The sequence below is a fragment of the Amycolatopsis decaplanina DSM 44594 genome (assembly GCF_000342005.1).
GTDB classification, from domain to species: Bacteria; Actinomycetota; Actinomycetes; order Mycobacteriales; family Pseudonocardiaceae; genus Amycolatopsis; species Amycolatopsis decaplanina.
Window position 1 is genome coordinate 109,584 of record NZ_AOHO01000048.1, and the last position, 18,746, is coordinate 128,329.

General features: G+C 68.8%; 20 protein-coding genes. 17 read left to right on the forward strand and 3 right to left on the reverse strand.

All coding sequences use genetic code 11. The annotated features are described in order from the left end of the window. Positions 1-34: 34 nt before the first annotated feature. Positions 35-475, forward strand: coding sequence for a hypothetical protein (locus tag H074_RS13060; RefSeq protein WP_005161585.1), 441 nt, complete (start codon positions 35-37; stop codon positions 473-475). 32 nt (positions 476-507) lie between these two features. Then, positions 508-1,371, forward strand: coding sequence for an Fpg/Nei family DNA glycosylase (locus H074_RS13065; protein WP_007030514.1), 864 nt, complete (start codon positions 508-510; stop codon positions 1,369-1,371). A gap of 47 nt (positions 1,372-1,418) precedes the next feature. Here the strand turns inward: H074_RS13065 and H074_RS13070 are convergent, their stop codons facing one another. Further along, on the reverse strand, positions 1,419-2,534 hold the full coding sequence (locus H074_RS13070; protein ID WP_007030515.1) for a serine hydrolase domain-containing protein: 1,116 nt from the start codon (positions 2,532-2,534) through the stop codon (positions 1,419-1,421). Positions 2,535-2,703: 169 nt separating this feature from the next. Between H074_RS13070 and H074_RS13075 the strand changes: the two genes are divergently transcribed. The 10 genes from H074_RS13075 to H074_RS13120 all read left to right on the forward strand — a co-directional run bounded on the left by H074_RS13075 (position 2,704) and on the right by H074_RS13120 (position 13,289). Beyond that, positions 2,704-3,999 carry a histidine kinase gene (locus H074_RS13075; RefSeq protein WP_007030516.1) on the forward strand — a complete coding sequence of 432 codons (1,296 nt, stop codon included), beginning with the start codon at positions 2,704-2,706 and terminating at the stop codon, positions 3,997-3,999. Positions 4,000-4,018: 19 nt separating this feature from the next. Beyond that, on the forward strand, positions 4,019-4,864 hold the full coding sequence (locus H074_RS13080; protein WP_039922331.1) for a S49 family peptidase: 846 nt from the start codon (positions 4,019-4,021) through the stop codon (positions 4,862-4,864). A gap of 174 nt (positions 4,865-5,038) precedes the next feature. Continuing rightward, positions 5,039-6,451, forward strand: coding sequence for a carbohydrate-binding protein (locus H074_RS13085; RefSeq protein ID WP_007030518.1), 1,413 nt, complete (start codon positions 5,039-5,041; stop codon positions 6,449-6,451). Between the two features lie 143 nt (positions 6,452-6,594). Continuing rightward, positions 6,595-7,431 (forward strand): LytR/AlgR family response regulator transcription factor, encoded by an 837-nt coding sequence (locus H074_RS13090; protein WP_039922511.1) that lies wholly within the window; start codon positions 6,595-6,597, stop codon positions 7,429-7,431. After that, a complete protein-coding gene (locus H074_RS13095; protein ID WP_007030520.1) occupies positions 7,428-7,952 on the forward strand; it encodes a hypothetical protein in 525 nt (174 codons plus the stop codon). The genes H074_RS13090 and H074_RS13095 overlap by 4 nt, the downstream gene beginning before the upstream one ends. Before the next feature lie 73 nt (positions 7,953-8,025). After that, positions 8,026-9,816, forward strand: a complete 1,791-nt coding sequence (locus H074_RS13100) for a sodium/solute symporter (RefSeq protein ID WP_039922332.1) — start codon at positions 8,026-8,028, stop codon at positions 9,814-9,816. Between the two features lie 113 nt (positions 9,817-9,929). Further along, a complete protein-coding gene (locus H074_RS13105; protein WP_007030522.1) occupies positions 9,930-10,301 on the forward strand; it encodes a DUF485 domain-containing protein in 372 nt (123 codons plus the stop codon). Further along, positions 10,298-11,929, forward strand: coding sequence for a solute symporter family protein (locus H074_RS13110; RefSeq protein ID WP_007030523.1), 1,632 nt, complete (start codon positions 10,298-10,300; stop codon positions 11,927-11,929). Before H074_RS13105 ends, H074_RS13110 begins: the two co-directional genes overlap by 4 nt. A gap of 47 nt (positions 11,930-11,976) precedes the next feature. Then, the gene (locus tag H074_RS13115; RefSeq protein ID WP_007030524.1) at positions 11,977-12,327 is read left to right on the forward strand and encodes a rhodanese-like domain-containing protein; all 351 of its coding nucleotides are present in this window, start codon (positions 11,977-11,979) and stop codon (positions 12,325-12,327) included. A 35-nt stretch (positions 12,328-12,362) separates the two neighbouring features. Continuing rightward, entirely contained in the window at positions 12,363-13,289 is a 927-nt protein-coding gene (locus H074_RS13120; RefSeq protein ID WP_007030525.1) for a DUF4328 domain-containing protein, read from the forward strand. 98 nt (positions 13,290-13,387) lie between these two features. Here H074_RS13120 and H074_RS13125 read toward each other — a convergent pair whose 3' ends face one another. Both H074_RS13125 and H074_RS13130 read right to left on the reverse strand, forming a co-directional pair. After that, positions 13,388-14,557: a cytochrome P450 gene (locus tag H074_RS13125; protein WP_007030526.1), complete on the reverse strand. Its 1,170-nt coding sequence runs from the start codon at positions 14,555-14,557 to the stop codon at positions 13,388-13,390. A 60-nt stretch (positions 14,558-14,617) separates the two neighbouring features. Next, positions 14,618-14,830 carry a hypothetical protein gene (locus H074_RS13130; RefSeq protein ID WP_007030527.1) on the reverse strand — a complete coding sequence of 71 codons (213 nt, stop codon included), beginning with the start codon at positions 14,828-14,830 and terminating at the stop codon, positions 14,618-14,620. 347 nt (positions 14,831-15,177) lie between these two features. On the opposite strand from H074_RS13130, the gene H074_RS13135 reads away from it, so the two are divergent. From H074_RS13135 to H074_RS13155, 5 genes are all read left to right on the forward strand, one after another. Beyond that, a complete protein-coding gene (locus H074_RS13135; protein WP_007030528.1) occupies positions 15,178-15,735 on the forward strand; it encodes a hypothetical protein in 558 nt (185 codons plus the stop codon). Positions 15,736-15,817: 82 nt separating this feature from the next. After that, positions 15,818-16,702, forward strand: a complete 885-nt coding sequence (locus H074_RS13140; protein WP_007030529.1) for a DUF5926 family protein — start codon at positions 15,818-15,820, stop codon at positions 16,700-16,702. 86 nt (positions 16,703-16,788) lie between these two features. Beyond that, positions 16,789-17,142 carry a DUF952 domain-containing protein gene (locus tag H074_RS13145; protein WP_007030530.1) on the forward strand — a complete coding sequence of 118 codons (354 nt, stop codon included), beginning with the start codon at positions 16,789-16,791 and terminating at the stop codon, positions 17,140-17,142. A 205-nt stretch (positions 17,143-17,347) separates the two neighbouring features. Beyond that, positions 17,348-17,860: a SigE family RNA polymerase sigma factor gene (locus tag H074_RS13150; protein ID WP_007030531.1), complete on the forward strand. Its 513-nt coding sequence runs from the start codon at positions 17,348-17,350 to the stop codon at positions 17,858-17,860. Further along, the gene (locus H074_RS13155; RefSeq protein WP_007030532.1) at positions 17,857-18,699 is read left to right on the forward strand and encodes a hypothetical protein; all 843 of its coding nucleotides are present in this window, start codon (positions 17,857-17,859) and stop codon (positions 18,697-18,699) included. The genes H074_RS13150 and H074_RS13155 overlap by 4 nt, the downstream gene beginning before the upstream one ends. Positions 18,700-18,746 lie beyond the last annotated feature (47 nt).

Consider the following 18,746-nt stretch of genomic DNA (forward strand, 5'->3'; position numbering starts at 1 on the left):
ACGACGAGCGAGCGGCCGCGCGGGAGGCGACTGAATGAACCGGCTGGTGCACGGCGAGGACGGCCGTGACTGGGTGGTCCGAGCCCAGATGGAATGGCGTGCTCCCGCGACAGCGGACGATTTCGAGCACGATGTGGCGGGCAGCTACGGCCCGGGTATCGCGATGATCGCCGTGACGGCGCTGCTCGCGATCGTGCTCATCATGTGGACCCCCGCCGACGTGATGATCCCGTCGTGGGTTCCGCTGGCGCTTCTGCTGATCGCCTTGTTCTTCCCGCTGCGGTGGATCCTGCGCCGCCCGTGGACCGTGGTCGCCGAGACCGAGGGCGATCTGGCGGGCGACAGGCCGTCGGAGCGCTGGGTGGGCACCATCCGCGGCATGTTCACGGTGCGCGGTGAGGTCTCGAAGATCACCAAGACCATCCAGAAGCACTCGCTGCCGGATTTCGACGGCCCGTTGCACCCGGTGGAGTAGTCGCGGCTGCCTGAACGCGCGAGACTGGGGGCATGCCCGAGTTACCCGAGGTCGAAGCGCTCGCCCACCACCTGCGTGAACACGCCGTGGGCAAGACGGTCTTCCGCGTCGACGTGTCGTCCCTCAGCGTGCTGAAGACGGCGACGCCGCCCGTGCCCGAGCTGCATGGTCGCGAGATCACCGGGGCCGGCCGTTTCGGCAAGCATCTCGATCTCGTCGCCGGGGATCTCCATCTGGTCGTCCACCTGGCGAGGGCGGGCTGGCTGCGCTGGTCCGACGCGTTGTCGCCGACGCCGCTCAAACCTGGCAAGGGGCCGATCTCGCTGCGCGTCCACCTCGACGCCGCCGCCGGGCCGGGCTTCGATCTCACCGAGGCCGGGACGAAGAAGGGGCTGGCGGTCTGGATCGTGCGTGATCCGGAGAAGGAGGTCGCCAGTATCGCGCGGCTCGGGCCGGACGCGCTTTCGCTGGACCGCACGGAGCTCGAGAAGTTGTTCGCCGGGCGCACCGAACGATTGAAGACGGCGCTGACCGATCAGTCGCTGATCGCCGGGATCGGCAACGCCTACTCCGACGAGATCATGCATATGGCGAAGCTTTCTCCCTACGCCACGACCGGAAAGCTGTCCGACGGGGCGCTCGACGGGCTCTCGGAGGCCATCCGCGAAGTGCTGACCAGCGCCGTGACGCGTTCGGTCGGGCAGTCCGCGGCCCGGCTCAAGGGAGAGAAGCGGTCCGGGCTGCGGGTGCACGCGCGCACCGGGCTGCCGTGTCCGGTCTGCGGCGACACGATCCGCGAGATCTCGTTCGCGGACAAGTCGTTCCAGTACTGCCCGACCTGCCAGACCGGCGGGAAGCCCTTGGCCGACCGGCGGATGTCGCGCCTGCTCAAGTGACTCGTGAGTGGTGAGGACGGTTCTAACCGTCCTTGCCACTCACGAGGTCAGCAGAGGGCGGCCATCACCGCGGGCATCGGCGGCTTCGGCACCCGCTTCCCGCCGCGCGATTCCGCGGCGAGGTCGTACACGTTCAGCGCCAGCACGATCTGCTTCGCGCCGTCCGCGGTGCTCATCGAGACGCTGTAGAACCCCGGCCCGGCACCGGTGTTGCCCCAAACCGTCTTCGTGCCACCCGCGCAAGGCAGGTTGAGCGTCTCGACGCCGGCGCCGTACGCGCCCAACTCGCTGTACGGCACCAGTCGCTTGAGTTCCGCCTGTTGCGCGGGTTCCAGGAGTCGTCCCGCCAGCAACGCGCGGTGGAACGTCGCGAGCTCGTCGACGGTCGAGACCATCGCGCCCGCGGTCCAGTCGTACGACGGGCTGAACACGGTCATGTCCTGCGCGCTCATGTCGTAGCCGTGCAGATGCGGACCGCGCAGGAACGGTGACCACAGCGGGAAATACGTCCGGCCGAGACCGAGCGGATCGAGGATCCGCCGCTGGATCTCCTCGCGGACGTCGTTGCGGGTGACCTTCTCGATCACCTTGCCCAGCAACAGGTATCCGGTGTTCGAGTACTTCACGTCGGTGCCCGGCGCGAACGAGGGCGGATCGACGAGCGATCGCCGGATCACCTCGGACGGAGTGATGATGTGCGCCCGGTTCCCCTGGACGAGGTACGGGTCGAAGAAGTGCGGATCCAGCGGGTCGTGCAAACCGCTGGTGTGGTTCAGCAGCATGCGCAGCGTGATCTTCTCCGGTTCGTAGCCCGGTCCGCGCACGGCACCGGGCAGCCGCCGCTCGATCGGATCGTCGAGCGAAAGCGCGCCTTCGCCCGCCAACTGCAGGACCACGGTGGCGACGAAGGCCTTGGTGTTGCTGGCGATCCGGAACCGGTGGTGAGGCCCCGCGGGTTCGTGGGTGACCGGGTTCGCGTACCCGGCGCCGAAGCGCGAGACCGCCTCACCGTTCCGGACCTGGACGACCGCTCCCGGAAAACCCCCTTTGGCGACCAGGTCGCCGACCGCCGCGCGCACCGGGTCCCCGGTCGCGGCCGCCGTCCCGCTCGCCAGCAGGACCCCCGCCAGCACCCCCGCCGCGAGTTTCCCCGATCCGCGCATTGTGTTCCTCCCCCGGAAGCGATTGCCTGCCCACAGTCTTTCCCGTGTGACGGGGAGCGACCATGGGGACGACACCCCGGTCTTGGGTAGGGTCGGCCCCACCCTCGGTTGTCACAACTCAACGGAAAGTGGGGAGCAGGCCTTGCACCCGGTTGGTCGAGCGCAGAGCATGGACGCCGTGTCCGGGCTCGAGATCGCGCAGATCATCCCTTGGGGTGTGGCGTTGCTGCTCGCGATCCTCGTCGTCGTCCTGCTGATCAAGCTGCGGCGTCCCGCGAGCATCGTGGAGAACGCGGTGCTGCAGGCCGTCCACCGGATGTCGAAGGCGACACCGGATCTCCGCGAGGGACTGGACGAACAGGTCGCGGACAAGATCACCAGCCAGCTGCTGGAGATGCTCGACTGCGTCGCCGTCGGCATCACCGACAGCGAAGGCACGCTGCTGTCCTGGGACGGCGAGGCCAACGACCACTACGTCGACCTCGTCGACGCCATCGGCAACGCGATCCGCAAGCACCGCCGCGAGGTCGTCGCGCACGACAAGATGCCGTGCAACCACCGCGGCACCTGCCGGATGCGGACAGCGGTGATCGTGCCGCTGATCGTCGAGGGCGAGACCGAGGCCGCGCTGCTGGTCGTCGGGCGCACGCGCGGGCGGCTGGTGCAGATGGCCGACGCGGTCGCGCAGTTCGTCTGCACCCAGTTCGAGCTGGCGCGCCTGGACGAATCGAAGAACCAGCTCCAGCAGGCGGAGATCAAGGCGTTGCGCGCGCAGATCTCGCCGCACTTCGTCTACAACGCGCTCAACACCATCTCGTCGCTGATCCGGACGGACCCGGAGGAAGCGCGAGAGCTGCTTCAGGACTTCGCGGACTTCACGCGCTACTCGTTCCGGACGTCGGGCATGTTCATCTCGCTCGCCGAGGAACTGCGGAACATCGACCGGTATCTGACCATCGAGAACGCTCGCTTCGGCGGACGGCTCGAAGTGCGGATGAAGATCGCGCCCGAGGTGCTTTCGGTGGTCGTCCCGTTCCTGATCATCCAGCCGCTGGTGGAGAACGCCGTCAAACACGGTCTGGCGTCGAAGCCTTCCGGAGGATGCGTCACGGTGATCGCCGAGGACTACGGCGCCGAAGCGCTGATCAGTGTCGAGGACGACGGCATCGGCATGGAGCCCGCCAAGCTCGCGGACCTCCGCAGCCAGCACCGCACGGGCGCGCACGTCGGCCTCGGCAACATCAACCAGCGGATGCAGCAGGTGTTCGGCCGCGACTACGCGCTCATGGTCGAAACGGCGCCCGGCGCCGGTATGAAGGTGACCCTGCGGGTGCCGAAGTTCATGCCCGGCGTGCGGCCGAACCTGCCGGACTTCTCCGCCGACAGCGCGGCCGTCCCACCTCAGGGCGGTCCGAACGAGGCCAGTGGGGTGAGCGGTTCGCGCAGCGGCGTGCTGCCGTCCTGAACGTCGGTAACCTGGGAGTATGAGCGTTGCGGACAAGCTGACCTCCCGTTTACCCATGATCGGCGACCGGGGTGAACGCAAGGACATCGTCGCCGTGGTCAAGCTGCACGGGGTGATCACGCCGACCCCCTCACCCTTGGCCAGGGGGTCGATCAACCTCACCGCCGTCGAATCGGCGCTGACCCGCGCGTTCGCGCACGAGCGGCTGAAGGCCGTCGCGCTGCAGATCAACTCCCCCGGCGGGGCGCCGACGCAGTCGGGTCTGGTCGCCGAGCGGATCCGCCAGCTCGCCGACGAGAAGAACGTGCCGGTGCTGGCGTTCGCCGAGGACGTCGCCGCGTCCGGCGGGTACTGGCTGGCCTGCGCGGCCGACGAGATCTACGCGCACCGGACGTCGATGGTCGGCTCCATCGGTGTGATCAGCGGCGGATTCGGGTTCACCGGCCTGCTGGAGCGGTTCGGCATCGAGCGGCGGCTGCACACCGCGGGGGCGAACAAGTCACGGCTCGACCCGTTCAGCCCGGAGAAGCCGGAAGACGTCGAGTGGCTGAAGAAGATGCACGGCCAGCTCCACGAACTGTTCGTCGACTGGGTCACCGAACGCCGGGGGGACCGGCTGTCCGGCTCCGACGACCTGTTCACCGGAGACGTCTGGCTGGGTGCCCGCGCGGTCGAACTCGGCCTGATCGACGGCGTCGGCAGCCTCCGCCAGGTGATCACCGAGCGGTACCCGGACGCCGAGATCGCGGTCGCCGAACCGAAGAAGCCGCTGCTGGCGCGGCTCGGGATCGGCGCCCCCGCCGCGGCGAGCGCGCTGCTGGACGCAGTGCAGCACAAGGCCGCTTGGAGCCGCTTCGGCCTCTGACCCGCATGAGATGAGCGGCCCGGTCTTCGCGGATCGGGCCGTTCTTCGCGTTCGGGCTCGGACTGATTCACCCGAACGGTGGTAGGCGTAAGTGGTTCAGACCAGGTCTCATATCGGACATACCGCTTTGTTGTGAACGGCAACAAACCTCGACAGCGTTGACGAGGAGGTCCGATGTCCGTTACTTCTCCCCATACGAGCCGCCGGAGTCGCTGGAAGATCGCGCTCGGTTCGGCGCTCGGCGCGGCTTTGATCGCGGTCCCGCTCACGATCCCCGCTTCCGCCGCCGTCCCACCGCCGCCGTCGGGCTGGACCACCGTGTTCACCGACGACTTCACCGGCGCCGCGGGTTCGCTCCCGTCGAGCGCGAACTGGATCATCGACACCGGCCACGCGTATCCCGGTGGCCCGGCCAACTGGGGCACCGGCGAGATCCAGAACTACACGGCGAATCCCGCCAACCTGGCCCAGGACGGGGCCGGAAACCTGCGGATCACGCCTTTGCGTGACGGCGCCGGCAACTGGACCTCGGCGCGGATCGAAACGCAGCGCACGAACTTCAAACCGCCCGCGGGCGGCGCGCTGCGGATCGAAGGCCGCATCCAGATGCCGAACGTCACCGGCGCGGCGGCGCTCGGCTACTGGCCCGCGTTCTGGGCGCTGGGCTCGCCGTATCGCGGCAACTACTGGAACTGGCCCGCCGTGGGCGAGTTCGACATCATGGAGAACGTCAACGGGATCAACACGGTCTGGGGCGTGCTGCACTGCGGCGTCAACCCCGGCGGCCCGTGCGACGAGACCACCGGCCTCGTCGGCAGTCGCACCTGTCCGGGCGCGAGCTGCCAGAGCGCGTTCCACACCTACACCTTCGAATGGGACACGAGCGTCAGCCCCAACGTGTTCCGCTGGCTGGTGGACGGACAGCAGTTCCATTCGGTCGGCCAGAACCAGGTCGACGCCACGACGTGGGCGAACATGACGAACCACGCGGGCTACTTCGTGCTGCTGAACGTCGCCATTGGCGGCGCGTTCCCGAACAACAACTCCGGCACCACGGCCCCGGGACCCGGGATCGTGCCAGGGCATCCGATGCTCGTCGACTACGTCACCGTCCTGACCCGAGGCGGCGGCACGACACCCACCACGCCGACGACGACCACGGCAAGTCCCGGCGGTGGCAGCGCGTACGGCACGATCCAGGCGGAGTCGTACGGCCAGGCGGCCGGGATCGCCAAACAGGCCACGTCCGATTCGGGCGGCGGCCAGAACATCGGCCCCGCGGGCAACGGGGATTGGGCGCTGTACCCAGGCATCGACTTCGGGACGCAGACCGGCAGACAGTTCCAGGCGCGCGTCGCGTCCGGAGCGGCGGGTGGCGTGAGCGGCCTCGTCGAAGTCCGGCTCGACAGCCGGTCGAACCCGCCCGTCGGCAGCTTCGCCGTCGCGAACACCGGAGGCTGGCAGAGCTGGCGGACCATCCCGGCGAACATCAGCGGCGTCACCGGGAAGCACGACGTCTATTTGACCTTCACGAGCGGACAGCCCGCCGATTTCGTGAGCGTCAACTGGTTCACCTTCACCTCGTGAAGGGATAGGTGTGGCACGGCGAGGCGGTTCGTGCCACCGGAAAAGATGACGGCACCGGCCACCCCAGGCGCGGGGGTGCCGGTGCCGTCCTTTCGTTCGACTTTCGTGAAGCGGGCTGGACAAGGAACCCGGCAATGGGCAGGATGCGTCTCACTGTGAGTGCTCACGATGACACCCGAAAGCTCATCGTCCTGGCGGTGGACGATGAGCCCAAAGGGCTAGACGAACTCGTCCACTGTCTCCGGAACAGCCCGCACGTCGCCCTGGTCTACCCGGCGATAGACGCTTCGGAGGCGCTGCGCCTGCTGTCCGCGGACGATCCGAGGCTGGCCGACCGCAAGGCCCGCGGCCTGCCGATCGTGGACGCGGTGTTCGCCGACATCGACATGCCCGGTCTGTCCGGGATGGAGATGTCCCGCGTGTTCGCCGCGCTGCGCCCGTCGCCGGCGCTGGTGTTCGTCACCGGCCACGCGGAAGAAGCGGTCAACGCCTTCGACCTCGGCGCGCTCGACTACGTGCTCAAGCCGTACCAGCAGGATCGTCTCGACCGCGCGATCACCCGCGTGATCGACAAGCTCGCCGCCAGCGCCGCGCCGCAGTACCGCCAGGAAGGCGGCCTAGGGCAGGTCAAGAACGACGACGAGGTCATCCCCGTCGAGCTCGCGGGCACCACGAAGCTCATCCCGCGGTCTTCGGTCCGCTGGGTCGAGGCGCAGGGCGACTACGCCCGGCTGTTCACCACCGACGGCAGTCACCTGGTCCGCATCCCGCTCGCCCAACTCGAAGAACGCTGGGAGAAGGCGGGTTTCGTCCGCATCCACAGGTCGTTCCTGGTCTCGCTGCCGCTGATCACCGAACTGCGCATGGGGCAGGGCGGCTATCAGGTCGTGATCGGTAACGAGGAGAAGGTGCTGCCGGTGAGCCGCCGTCACACGCGCGCCCTCAAGGACAGGCTGGTCGGCGCGAACCGGTCGACGTGACGGACGACTATTACCGCCGGGTCAACGGCGTTCGCGAACCGGACCCGACGCTGGGCAAGGGCAGGAACAGGAAACCGGCGGTACCGGAGGGCGCCGCGGTCGAGCCCGTGCCGGGCGCGCCGTCCGGTCCGAAGCACGAGCAGGCCAAACCCGAACAGCACGCGAAACCCAAGCGGCAGCGGGTGATCCTCGCCGATCGGCGGCAGGCGACCAGCAGCCTGCGGGCCAGGGTCGAACTCGAAGAACAGACCAGCTGGGGCAAGCTCCTGGTCAAGGATCTGGTGAAGATCCAGCTGCGGACGGCCTCCCTGCTGGCGCTGCTGGTGATGGTCACGCTGTGTTCGCTTCCGGTGCTCTTCTACCTGATCCCGTCATTCGGACGGGTGGCCGTCGTGGGCATTCCGTTGCCCTGGTTGATCCTCGGGGTGGCGCCTTTTCCGTTCCTGTTCGGCATCGGCCTCTGGTACAACCGGCTCGCCGAACGTCATGAACGCGACTTCGTCGACATGATCGAGAACTGATTGCGGAGCCGCACGGAGAGCCTTCGCCGCGCCCTGGCAGCGCGTTTTCGTCAGCGCGCGATTAAATGACACCGTGCAGCTGAATCCGTGGGCCATGGCCGGCATCGTGCTGGTAGCGGTGCTGACCTTCTACCTGGGGCACCGCTCCTCGCGGTCGGCCGTCAGCACGCACGATTTCCTCGTCGCCCGGCGCACCGTGCGCTCCCGGCGCAACGCCGCCGCGATCTCCGGTGAGTACCTGTCCGCCGCGTCGTTCTTGGGCGTCGCCGGCATCGTGCTCAAGGACGGCGCCGACGCGCTGTGGTTCCCGATCGGCTTCACCGCGGGCTATCTCGCGCTGATGCTGTTCGTCGCCGCGCCGCTGCGGCGGTCCGGCGCGTACACGCTGCCGGACTTCGTCGAGATGCGGCTGGGTTCGACGATGCTGCGCCGGGTCTCGACGGCGTTCGTGGTGTTCATCGGGATCCTCTACATGGTCCCGCAGCTGCAGGGCGCCGGCCTGACACTGGCGACCATCCTGCCGGTGCCCGCGTGGGCGGGCGCGATCCTGGTGACCTGTGTGGTCGGGTTCAACGTGATCGCGGGCGGGATGCGCGCCATCACCGTCGTCCAGGCCTTCCAGTACTGGCTGAAACTGTTCTCCATCGCGGTGCCGGCGTTCATCCTGTGCATCGTGTTCCTCGGTTCCGGCGGGCCGGGCAGCGCACGTCCGCTGGGGCAGCCCGCCCCGCCGACGTTCCCCGAGAACACCACGGTGTCGGTGCAGGCCGACGTCACGCTGAAGGTCACCTCGGTGACCGTGCTCGAGGCCTACGGTCAGGTGGAAGGCGCGCGCGCCAACGGTTTCGCGGTGTGGACGCCGGAGGCCGGGCACAAGGTCGCCAAGGGCACGACGCTGAAGTTCACCGCCGGGACCCCGGTGCCGGTGGTCAGCGACGCGCCCGCGTCCAATGGCGACTGGCTCCGGCCGGGTTCGGGCAGTCTCACGGATCTGCTGCAGGTCTACTCGCTGATCCTCGCGACCTTCCTCGGCACCATGGGCCTGCCGCACGTCCTGGTCCGCTTCTACACCAACCCCGACGGGAAGGCCGCGCGCCGCACGACGGTGCACGTCCTGCTGCTGCTCGGGCTGTTCTACCTGTTCCCGACGCTGCTGGGCGCGCTGTCCCGGATGTACGTCCCGGAGCTGCTGGTGACCGGGAAGACCGACGCCGCCATCCTCTTGCTGCCGTCCGCGGTCCTCCCCGGGTTCTGGGGTCAGCTCCTCGGCGCGGTGACGGCGGCAGGCGCCTTCGCCGCGTTCCTGTCGAGTTCTTCCGGGCTGCTGGTGAGCGTGGCCGGGGTGGTGTCCACCGACGTCCTGCCCGGCCGCGTTCGCGATTTCCGGGTGGCGACGGCGATCGTCGCGGCCATCCCGTTCGGGCTGGCCCTTCTGCTGCCCGCGGACGACCTGTCGCTTTCGGTCGGGATGTCGTTCGCACTGGCCGCGTCGACGTTCAGCCCGCTGCTGCTGCTCGGGGTCTGGTGGCGCAAGCTCAGCTGGCCCGGCGCGCTGGCCGGGATGCTCGTCGGCGGCGGATTGGTGCTGACCGCGCTGGTGGTCAACATCGTCAGCAAGAACACAGGCGGCTGGGCGCCGTGGTTCTCGAACCAGCCCGCGCTGATCACCGTGCCGGCGGCGTTCCTGACCACCTACGTGGTGAGCCGGGCGACCGGATACGGACGGCCGGACGACGTGCACGGCGTGATGCTGCGGTTGCACGCGCCCGATCCGCTCGGGTTCATGCGTGATCGTGCGGTCGCCCGGTTCGGGCAGGCCGAAGAGAAGACGCGGACCACCGGCAAAGGCCGCCACCGGAAGTAAAATCACCCTTTCGGGTCATGATCGTCTACCCAGAGTCTTACCGTTCACTCAAATGGATTGCCCCTATCGCGCCCCGTGAGGGGCATGATCTTTCGTGACAACGAAGTTTCGGAATGGTCGCGGAAGGTGGGAGGTCCGACGTGAGCGATACCGATCAAGGCCCCGGGTCCGATCCGGAATCCGATTGGGAAAAGGTCCAGACGAGTCCGGAATTCACCGAGCTGCGACGACGGCTCCGGGCATTCGTTTTCCCCGTCTCGGCCCTGTTCCTCCTCTGGTATCTGCTCTACGTGCTTCTCGCCGACTACGCGACCGGGTTCATGAGCACCAAGCTCTCCGGCAACATCACCGTCGGCCTGGTCTTCGGCCTGCTGCAGTTCGTGTCCACCTTCGTGATCACCGGCCTCTATGTCCGGTACGCGAACCGGGAACTCGATCCGCTCGCGGACAAGATCCGGCACGAGATCGAGGGGACCGAACGGTGAAAACGCTGGCAGCGGGCGTACAGGGCGGCAATCCGGCGCTCAACATCACCATTTTCGCGGTGTTCGTCGCGATCACACTCGTGATCGTTTTCCGGGCGAGCCGGAATACGAAGACCGCGTCCGACTACTACGCCGCGGGGCGCGCGTTCACCGGTCCGCAGAACGGGATCGCGATCTCGGGAGACTACCTTTCCGCGGCGTCGTTCCTGGGTATCGCCGGTGCGATCGCGATCAACGGATACGACGGTTTCCTCTACTCGATCGGCTTCCTCGTCGCGTGGCTGGTGGCGTTGCTGCTGGTCGCGGAACTGCTGCGCAACACCGGCAAGTTCACCATGGGCGACGTGCTGGCGTTCCGGATGAAGCAGCGCCCGGTCCGCGCGGCGGCCGCGATCTCCACGCTCGCCGTCTCGTTCTTCTACCTGCTCGCGCAGATGGCGGGGGCGGGCGGCCTGGTGAACCTGCTGCTCGGCATCGAGGGGAACCTCGGCCAGGACCTGGTGATCGCCGTCGTCGGCGTGATCATGATCCTGTACGTGCTGATCGGCGGGATGAAGGGCACCACCTGGGTCCAGATCATCAAGGCCGTCCTGCTCATCGCGGGCGCGTTCGCGATGACGGTGTGGGTGCTCGGGAAGTACGGCTTCAACCTCTCCAACCTGTTCCAGGCCGCTGTCGACAAGGGTGGCAAGGCGGGGGAAGCGCTGCTCGGACCGGGCAAGCAGTACGGGAAGACAGGCACGACGAAGCTCGACTTCCTGTCGCTGGGCATCGCGCTGGTGCTCGGTACCGCGGGTCTGCCGCACGTGCTCATGCGCTTCTACACGGTGCCGACCGCGAAGGACGCGCGCCGTTCGGTGGTCTGGGCGATCGGCCTGATCGGCATCTTCTACCTGTTCACGCTGGTGCTCGGTTACGGCGCGGGCGCGCTCGTCGGTCCGGACGTGATCGCGAAGGCACCGGGGACGACCAACTCGGCGGCCCCGCTGCTGGCACTCGAACTGGGCGGCCCGGTGCTGCTCGGGTTCATCGCGGCGGTGGCGTTCGCGACGATCCTCGCGGTGGTCGCCGGCCTGACGATCACGGCGTCGGCGTCGTTCGCGCACGACGTCTACGCCAACGTGATCAAGAAGGGCAAGACCGACGCCGACAGCGAGGTCCGCGTCGCGCGCATCACCGCGCTGGTGATCGGGGCGGTCGCCATCGTCGGCGGGATCCTCGCGAAGAACCAGAACGTGGCGTTCCTGGTGGCGCTCGCGTTCGCGGTGGCGGCGTCGGCGAACCTGCCGACGATCCTGTACTCGCTGTTCTGGAAGCGGTTCAACACCCAGGGCGCGTTGTGGAGCATCTACGGCGGGCTGATCGTGTGCGTCGTCTTGATCGTCTTCTCACCCGCGGTCTCGGGCAAGCCCGTCGACCCGAAGACCGGCAAGAGCGCCTCGATGATCCAGGGCGTCGACTTCCATTGGTTCCCCCTGGACAACCCGGGCATCGTCTCGATCCCGGTCGCGTTCTTCCTCGGCTGGCTCGGCACCGTGCTGTCCAAGGACCACAACCAGAAGAAGTACGCCGAGATGGAGGTCCGATCCCTCACCGGCGCGGGCGCCGAAAAGGCCGTCCGGCACTGAGTCCCTCTTCACGCGCGCGCAACGGGACGGGATGCGAGGATGGCAGGGTGGTGAGCCCTGCTGACATCCCGACCGTCGCCGTCCGTGATCTGCCGAAGGACGGTGTCGCGCTGCTCGACGTCCGTGAGGACGACGAGTGGGCCGCCGGGCACGCCCCGGGTGCCAAGCACATCCCGATGGGTGAACTGCCCGCGCGCGTCGGCGAACTCGACGACCTGCCCGACGACCAGCCGGTCTACGTGATCTGCCGCAGCGGCGGCCGGTCCGCGCGCGCCGCCGCGTGGCTCAACGCGAGCGGCTGGGACGCGGTGAACGTCGCCGGCGGGATGGGCTCCTGGAAGCAGGAAGGGCGCCCGATGGTCGGCGACCATCCCGGCGTCGAACCCGAAGTGCTGTAATCGTGCAGCCAGGCCACTACCCGCCGAGGACACCGGTGCCGCCGGTGCGTCCCGCGCCGATGCGGCAGCCGCGGCATCATCGTGTCCGCTGGGTCGCGTCGCCGCCGCCCGGTGCCTGGCCGCAGCGGCGTAAACCCGTGGCCGAGCGCTACTCCGGTCCGCCGTCGTATCCGGTCCCGCCGCGGTGGGGCTTCCCGAACTTGGTGTGGCGCCGTCCGACCGCGGTTCCCGGGACCGCGTCCGGCGAGATCACCGCGGGGGAGCGGCTGCGGGTGATCACGCGCAGCCTCCTGCCGGTGCTGTGGACCTTCGCCGCCCTCGCCGTCGTCGCTTCGGCCGCCGAGATCTGGCGCTACGTCCTGCTCGTGCAGAGCCGCGACTCCGCGTTGTCGACGTCCGTCGTCTCGGTCTCCGACAGCTTCGTGATCACCGCCGGCCTGCTCACGACGATCCTTTCGCTGCTGCCGTCCGGGCTCACCGTGTGGTGGCTGCTCGTGGCCAGGCACGCCGCCGCGGACGTCTCCGGCGAGGAGCCGCCGAGGCGGCTGTGGCACGTGATGGTGTTCGTGCTGGTGCCGGTGGTGAACCTGATCATGGTGCTGCCGATCGTCGCCGAACTCGAACACGCCGTCCTGCGCCGGACACGCGAAACCCGGCCGAAGCCGTCGCGGCTCGTGCTGATCTGGTGGGGCGTCTGGGCGCTCAACTGGGTGCTGCTCGGGCTCGTCATCGTCTGGCGGTTCCGCGACGGCGTCCAGGCACTGGCCGACGGGGTCGTGCTGGTCGCGCTGACCGACCTGTCGGCGGCCGGGCTGGCGGTGGTGACGGCGCTGCTCGTGAAGCGCATGTCCGGCCTGCTCGCGCCTGTGGCGGAGAAGCGCCTTCGCCTGCTTCGCGTTCTGAAGGTGGAGGGGGCGCCGGACCCGGAACGTCGCGAACGCCCCGCCGCTTCTGCCCGCTGACCTGCGAAACTTTGGTCCGTGAAGGCCTCCTTGAGGGACCCAGAGTCCCTCAAGGAGGCCTTCACGGACTTGTCCGCTGGGAGAGCAGGGGACCTTTGCTATCGCGTGGTGACCGGGAGCGAGCGCAGCCCCCGGATCACGAACTCCGGCCGTCGCTCCGGGGTTTCGGCGAGTTTCAATCCCGGCAGCTTCGACGCCAGGGAGGTCAGCGCCGCCGCGATCTCCACCCGCGCGAGCGGAGCGCCGACGCAGTAGTGGATGCCCATGCCGAAGCCGAGGTGCGCGTTGGGCGTACGGCCGATGTCGAGGGTGTCGGGCCGGTCGAAGACCTTCGGGTCCCGTGCGGCGGCGCCGAGGAGCGCGCCGATCTTCTCGCCTTCGGCCACCCGGAACCCGGCGATCTCGACGTCGGCGGTCGCCGTCCGCTCGAAGAGCTGGAGCGGCGCGTCGAAGCGGATCAGCTCCTCGACGCACGGGTCCAGGAGATCCGGGGAGGCCACCAGCCGCTCCCACTGGTCGCGGTGGGTCAGCAGCGCGTTGACGCCGTTTCCGATGACGTTCACCGTCGCCTCGTGCCCGGCCATCAGGAGCAGGACCGCGGTCGCGACCAATTCGTCCTCGGTGAGTTCGCTGCGCAGTAGGTCACTGACGATGTCGTCGCCGGGGGAGTTCGCGCGCCGCTTCGCGACGTCACGCAGGTACTCGACGAATTCCGCGGCCGCGGCTTCGGCGGCGTCGCGCTTGTCCTCGGCGAGCCCGTACTCGTACATCTTCACGATGTGGTTGGACAGGGTGACCATGCGCGGCCCGTCCTCGACGGGGACGCCCAGGAGCTCCGCGATGACCGCGACCGGCAGCGGCTGCGCGAGGTGCGCCAGCAGGTCGGCCGAGCCGGTTTCGGCGATCTCGGCGGCGAGCCCGTCGACCATGCCGTCCGCCAGTTCGGCGACCATCGGCCGCAGCCGCTGGACGTGGCCGCGCCCGAACGCGCTCGCGATCACCCGCCGCAATCGCGTGTGGGCGGGCGGCTCGTTCTCCAGCAGCGAGTTGCGGTGCAGCAGGTTGAACGACGCGAACCGCTCCACCGGCAGCGCGTCCTGCCAGATCCGGCCGAGCCCGCGATGCCGCAGGACGGCGGCCGACGCCGCGTGCGACACCGCCACGGCGATGCCGAGGCCGTCATGCCGGTGGACTTCGCCGCGTTCGCGGAGGTCGGCGAAGTACGGATACGGATTCGCGAGGAAGGCCGGGTCGGCGAGGTCGAACACCCGCCGACTGTAACCCGGCCGGGCGCCGCGCCGAGGTGTCCGCCCCGGCGCGGCAGGGAGCTACAGATGCAGCCAAAGCCCCAGGTGCAGGCCGATGCCGTGGTGGTGATGCCCGTGGGGATGGCCCACGCACAGCAGCAGGCAATGGCGGGCCTGGTCGTCCCTGTCTGACTGCGGCGCGGCCGAAGCCGTGCCCACCGCGGGCCCGGCCAGCATCAGCCCGAGTGCCACGGGAAACGCGGCCAACGCGGCCCGGCGCTTCGAGGTGCTCATCTGTGATCCCTTCTCCGCACTACGGCGCCGGGTGGCGCCGTGATCGAGTATTCGGTGCGGTGAGGGGAAAACGGCAGGCTGATCACCCGCGATTAGATCGTCCGGATGATGACAACCGTTTTCAGTCATGTTTCCGTGGTACCCGAATGGCCGCTGAAACCCGCCGATCCGGTCTATCCGCTGGCAGGCGGGGTGTTTCTCGCGATGATTTCGTTACCGACCCCGCTGAACCTCGGGCACGGCGTGGCGTCTCTAGGGATGTCGGAACGCGGAAGCGCGGGACGGCAGGGGATTCCGTGGCCGTCTGGCCCGGAAAGAAATCGACTCATCGGAACTGGGGTATTTCCATGCGTATTCGTCATGCCTTTTTCGCCGGGCTCACCGCCGCCGCGCTCGCGCTGCTGCCCGCGACCGCTTTCGCCGCCGAAGCACCGGTAGAGGCGCCGGAGAAGCCGAAGGGCACCAAGTTCTGGGTGTCGCCGAAGACGGTCGAGGCGGGCGGAAAGGTGACCACGCAGGGGCGTTGTGTCACGCCGCACGGGTTCTCGCTCCTCGCTCCGGACGGATTCACGCAGGTCGCCGACAAATCGGTCAAGCGCGCCGGTGGCACCGACGTCAAGGTGACCTACCAGGTGCGGCCGAACGTCAAGCCCGGCGATCACCTGTTCGTCCTGCTGTGCGACACCGTCGAGCCCGCGGCGACGGTGAAGGTCGTCCCGGCGGCCAAGAAGGAGCCGGTCAAGAAGCAGGTTTCCAAGGTGCCCGCGGGCGCGCCGCAGACCGGTGGCGGGCCGGTCGACGAGCCCGCTTCGGCCGGTTGGCTCATCGCCGGGCTGGCCGGAGCGGGGGTGGCGGGCGCCGGTGGCGCGGTCCTGATGCGCCGTCGTCCGGCCTCGCGGTCCTGAACGCGCGCGGGAAGGGCGGGGGCCTTACGGGCCCGCGCCCTTCCCGCGATAGCGTTCCGAACCGAACTTCGAGGAGGCTGACGTGGGCAAGGGTTCGCGCAAGAAGGGTCCCAAGACGACCTCGGACCGCAAGCCGAAGGTGCGCGACGTCTTCGTCGGCCAGCCCTTCGAGGGGCTCGCGGCGGAGACCGAGCTGATCGCGCTGCGCGAGTTCGTCCCGTCGGCGACGGCGGCGCTCACGCTGGCGGGCTCCGGCGAGAAGGTCACCCTCGGCACGGTGCTGCCGATGGCGGCGGCCGCGTTCGTCCGGTCCGACGGCGAGCGCTACATCGGGATGCAGGTGCAGACCCGGTCCTCGGACATCAGCCGCGACCTCGGCCGGGCGCTCAAGTGGGTGCTGGAGGCCAAGGAGGGTGACGTCCTGTCCGTGCCGGACACCACGACGCCGCCCACCGCCGACGAGAAGGCCCGCCTGCAGGACTTGCTCGACACGAACGTCGAACTCGACGTCACGCTCTACAACGACTTCGCCTGGTGGCTGCCCGAGGACGCCGACGCGAGCGGCGACGTCGCGCTGTCCCTCGAGCGCGCGAACGCGGCGATCATGCCGACCGAACGCCTCGGCTCGGGCGCGTACTGGGTGCTCGCCGGCGAGAAGGCGCACCTGCGCTGGGTCCGCCCAGAACCGGAGAACCTGCTGCTGCAAGCGCTTGCGCGACTGTCCGCGGCCGGTGAGCTGGGCCTCGGCGAGGGTTCCCGCTACGCCGGTTCGTTCCGCGCGCACGGACTGCTCGTCCCGGTGTGGGACCTCGACCCCGAGGCCCACGCCCGCGAGTGGGCCGACGCCAAGGACCAGCTCGGCGTCCGGCTCGATGCCGCGCTGAAGTCCCTCGACACCGAGCCCCTCAACGCCGCCGAGCGCCGCTCGCGCGACGGCCTGATCGGCCGCCAGCTCACCATCCGCTGACCCACCCCTCGCGTTTCGTCATCTGGTTGCGGTAGATGCACGAGCATCTACCGCAACCAGATGACGAATTGAGCGAGGATGGTCGCGTGATCCTCCATATCTGCGGACAAGCCGACTGGGCCGCGGTGCCCGAAGACGGCGTCTACACCGCCGCATCGCTCGATTCCGACGGATTCATCCACTGCTCGGATCCGGGAACGGCGCATATCCCGGCCAACGCCGTGTTCCCCGGCCGCACCGATCTGGTGCTGCTGGAGATCGACCCGGCGCTCGTCGGCGCGCCCGTCGTCTGGGAGGACGGCGATCCGCCGCATCCGGCCGGTCTCCAGTTCCCCCACGTGTACGGGCCGATACCCCGTAACGCCGTGGTGGCCGTACACGAATTCCCTGTTCAGGGGGACGGTTCGTTCAGAATTCCCGAGTCCGTGTCGAGACGGTGAGGCAGGCAACTCCTCAGGGAGATGAGCGTCTCCCGAACTGGTTCGCGGCAAGAGACAACCTGTGGGGGCGGTCATGCGTTTCGGGAGAGGTGAGCCAGGCAGGCCTGGCCGAGTGACCCCGGGAGGAGGCGATACGGTGACCGCTGCCGCGACGGTCATACCGGGGACGGACGTCTGGGGGGCCGGCGAGAGCCGGAGGAGTGACGTGCCTGGTGAGCTCACCGACTTCGGCGACTTCGTGCGGGCCAGTCTGCCGGGTCTGCTGAGATACGGCCACGCCCTCACCGGGAATCCGCACGACGCCGCGGACCTGGTCCAGACCGTGCTGGAGAAGATCGGTTCCCGCTGGTCGTACGTCCAGCACAAGACCGGCGACCCGATGGCCTACATCCGCCGTTCGATGGCCAACGCGCACATCAGCCGCTGGCGCCGGACCAAACGCGAGAGCCTGGTCGCCGACCTGCCGGACAGCCGGCCGTACAGTCCGGCCGACCCGTTCGAGCACGAGCCGCTGTGGCAGGCGTTACGCGCGCTGCCGCCGAGGCAACGCGCGGTGATGGTCCTGCGTTACTGCGAAGGGCTGTCGGAAGCGGAGATCGCGGATTCGCTCGGGGTCAGCCAGGGCACCGTCAAAAGCCAGGCGAGCAAGGCGATCGCGTCGTTGCGCACGAAGCTCGCCCTGTTCGAGTCCGAGGACGAAGGGAGGGAAGCGGGATGAACATGTCCGACCAGGACGTGCAGCGGAAGCTGCGCGACCTGTTTTCCGATGAGCGACTGGGCGTGGGGTCCGTGCTGAATCCCGAGACGATCGTCGCGGGCGCCCGCCGTCGCCGTCGCCGCCGTCAGCTGATGCAGACGACGAGCGGGATGGCCGCCGCGGTGGTCCTGCTGGGCGGCGGGCTCACGGTCTTCACGATCCACGACAAGGACAACGGCGCGGCCTTCCCCGGCGGCGACCAGCTCACCATGGGGGCGGCCTCGTCGAGCCTGGTGCAGCCGGGACCGGGGAGTTCGGCGCCGCCGGTGTCTTCCGCGGTGGGGCCGCCGAACCAGACGACCGTGCCACCGCAGTCGACGGTCTCCGATGGGCCCGCCAAGCCGCCGAAGAGCACAGCCGCCACGAAGCCGCCCACGCAAGGCGAGGTGACCTCCGGCGCGTTGCTGACCTCCGCGGGCTTCGGCAAGCTCCGGCTCGGGATGAGCGAGTCCGAGGCGGAAGCCACCGCCGGTCCGCTGCGTGCGAAAGAAGTCCGGGGCACCTGCACGTACGGCTACGCGGAAGGAGCCGCCGTTCCGGGGCCGACGTCGGTGTCGCTGACCGAGAGCGACGGGATCACCGTCATCAACCCGGCGGGCACGGTGCACACCCCGGAGGGGATCGGCGTCGGTTCGACCGAGGCGGACATCCTCGCCGCCTACCCCGGCAGCACCAAGGACGGCAGCGCCTACGTCGCGCCGGTCAGTGCGGCGAGCGCGTACCGGATCTTCGTGGCCGACGACGGGTCGGCCGTCGGCATCCTGTTGACCAGCATCAACCAGGACTGTCAGTTCAGCTGAGGCGAACGAAGAAAACCCGGGCTGCTCCAAGGGGGAGAGCCCGGGTT

Coding starts and splice junctions, on each gene's coding strand:
- H074_RS13060 (WP_005161585.1), top strand. CDS start 35: ATGAACCGGCTGGTGCACGGCGAGGACGGCCGTGACTGGGTGGTCCGA.
- H074_RS13065 (WP_007030514.1), top strand. CDS start 508: ATGCCCGAGTTACCCGAGGTCGAAGCGCTCGCCCACCACCTGCGTGAA.
- H074_RS13070 (WP_007030515.1), bottom strand. CDS start 2,534: ATGCGCGGATCGGGGAAACTCGCGGCGGGGGTGCTGGCGGGGGTCCTG.
- H074_RS13075 (WP_007030516.1), top strand. CDS start 2,704: ATGGACGCCGTGTCCGGGCTCGAGATCGCGCAGATCATCCCTTGGGGT.
- H074_RS13080 (WP_039922331.1), top strand. CDS start 4,019: ATGAGCGTTGCGGACAAGCTGACCTCCCGTTTACCCATGATCGGCGAC.
- H074_RS13085 (WP_007030518.1), top strand. CDS start 5,039: ATGTCCGTTACTTCTCCCCATACGAGCCGCCGGAGTCGCTGGAAGATC.
- H074_RS13090 (WP_039922511.1), top strand. CDS start 6,595: ATGCGTCTCACTGTGAGTGCTCACGATGACACCCGAAAGCTCATCGTC.
- H074_RS13105 (WP_007030522.1), top strand. CDS start 9,930: ATGGTCGCGGAAGGTGGGAGGTCCGACGTGAGCGATACCGATCAAGGC.
- H074_RS13130 (WP_007030527.1), bottom strand. CDS start 14,830: ATGAGCACCTCGAAGCGCCGGGCCGCGTTGGCCGCGTTTCCCGTGGCA.
- H074_RS13135 (WP_007030528.1), top strand. CDS start 15,178: ATGCGTATTCGTCATGCCTTTTTCGCCGGGCTCACCGCCGCCGCGCTC.
- H074_RS13155 (WP_007030532.1), top strand. CDS start 17,857: ATGAACATGTCCGACCAGGACGTGCAGCGGAAGCTGCGCGACCTGTTT.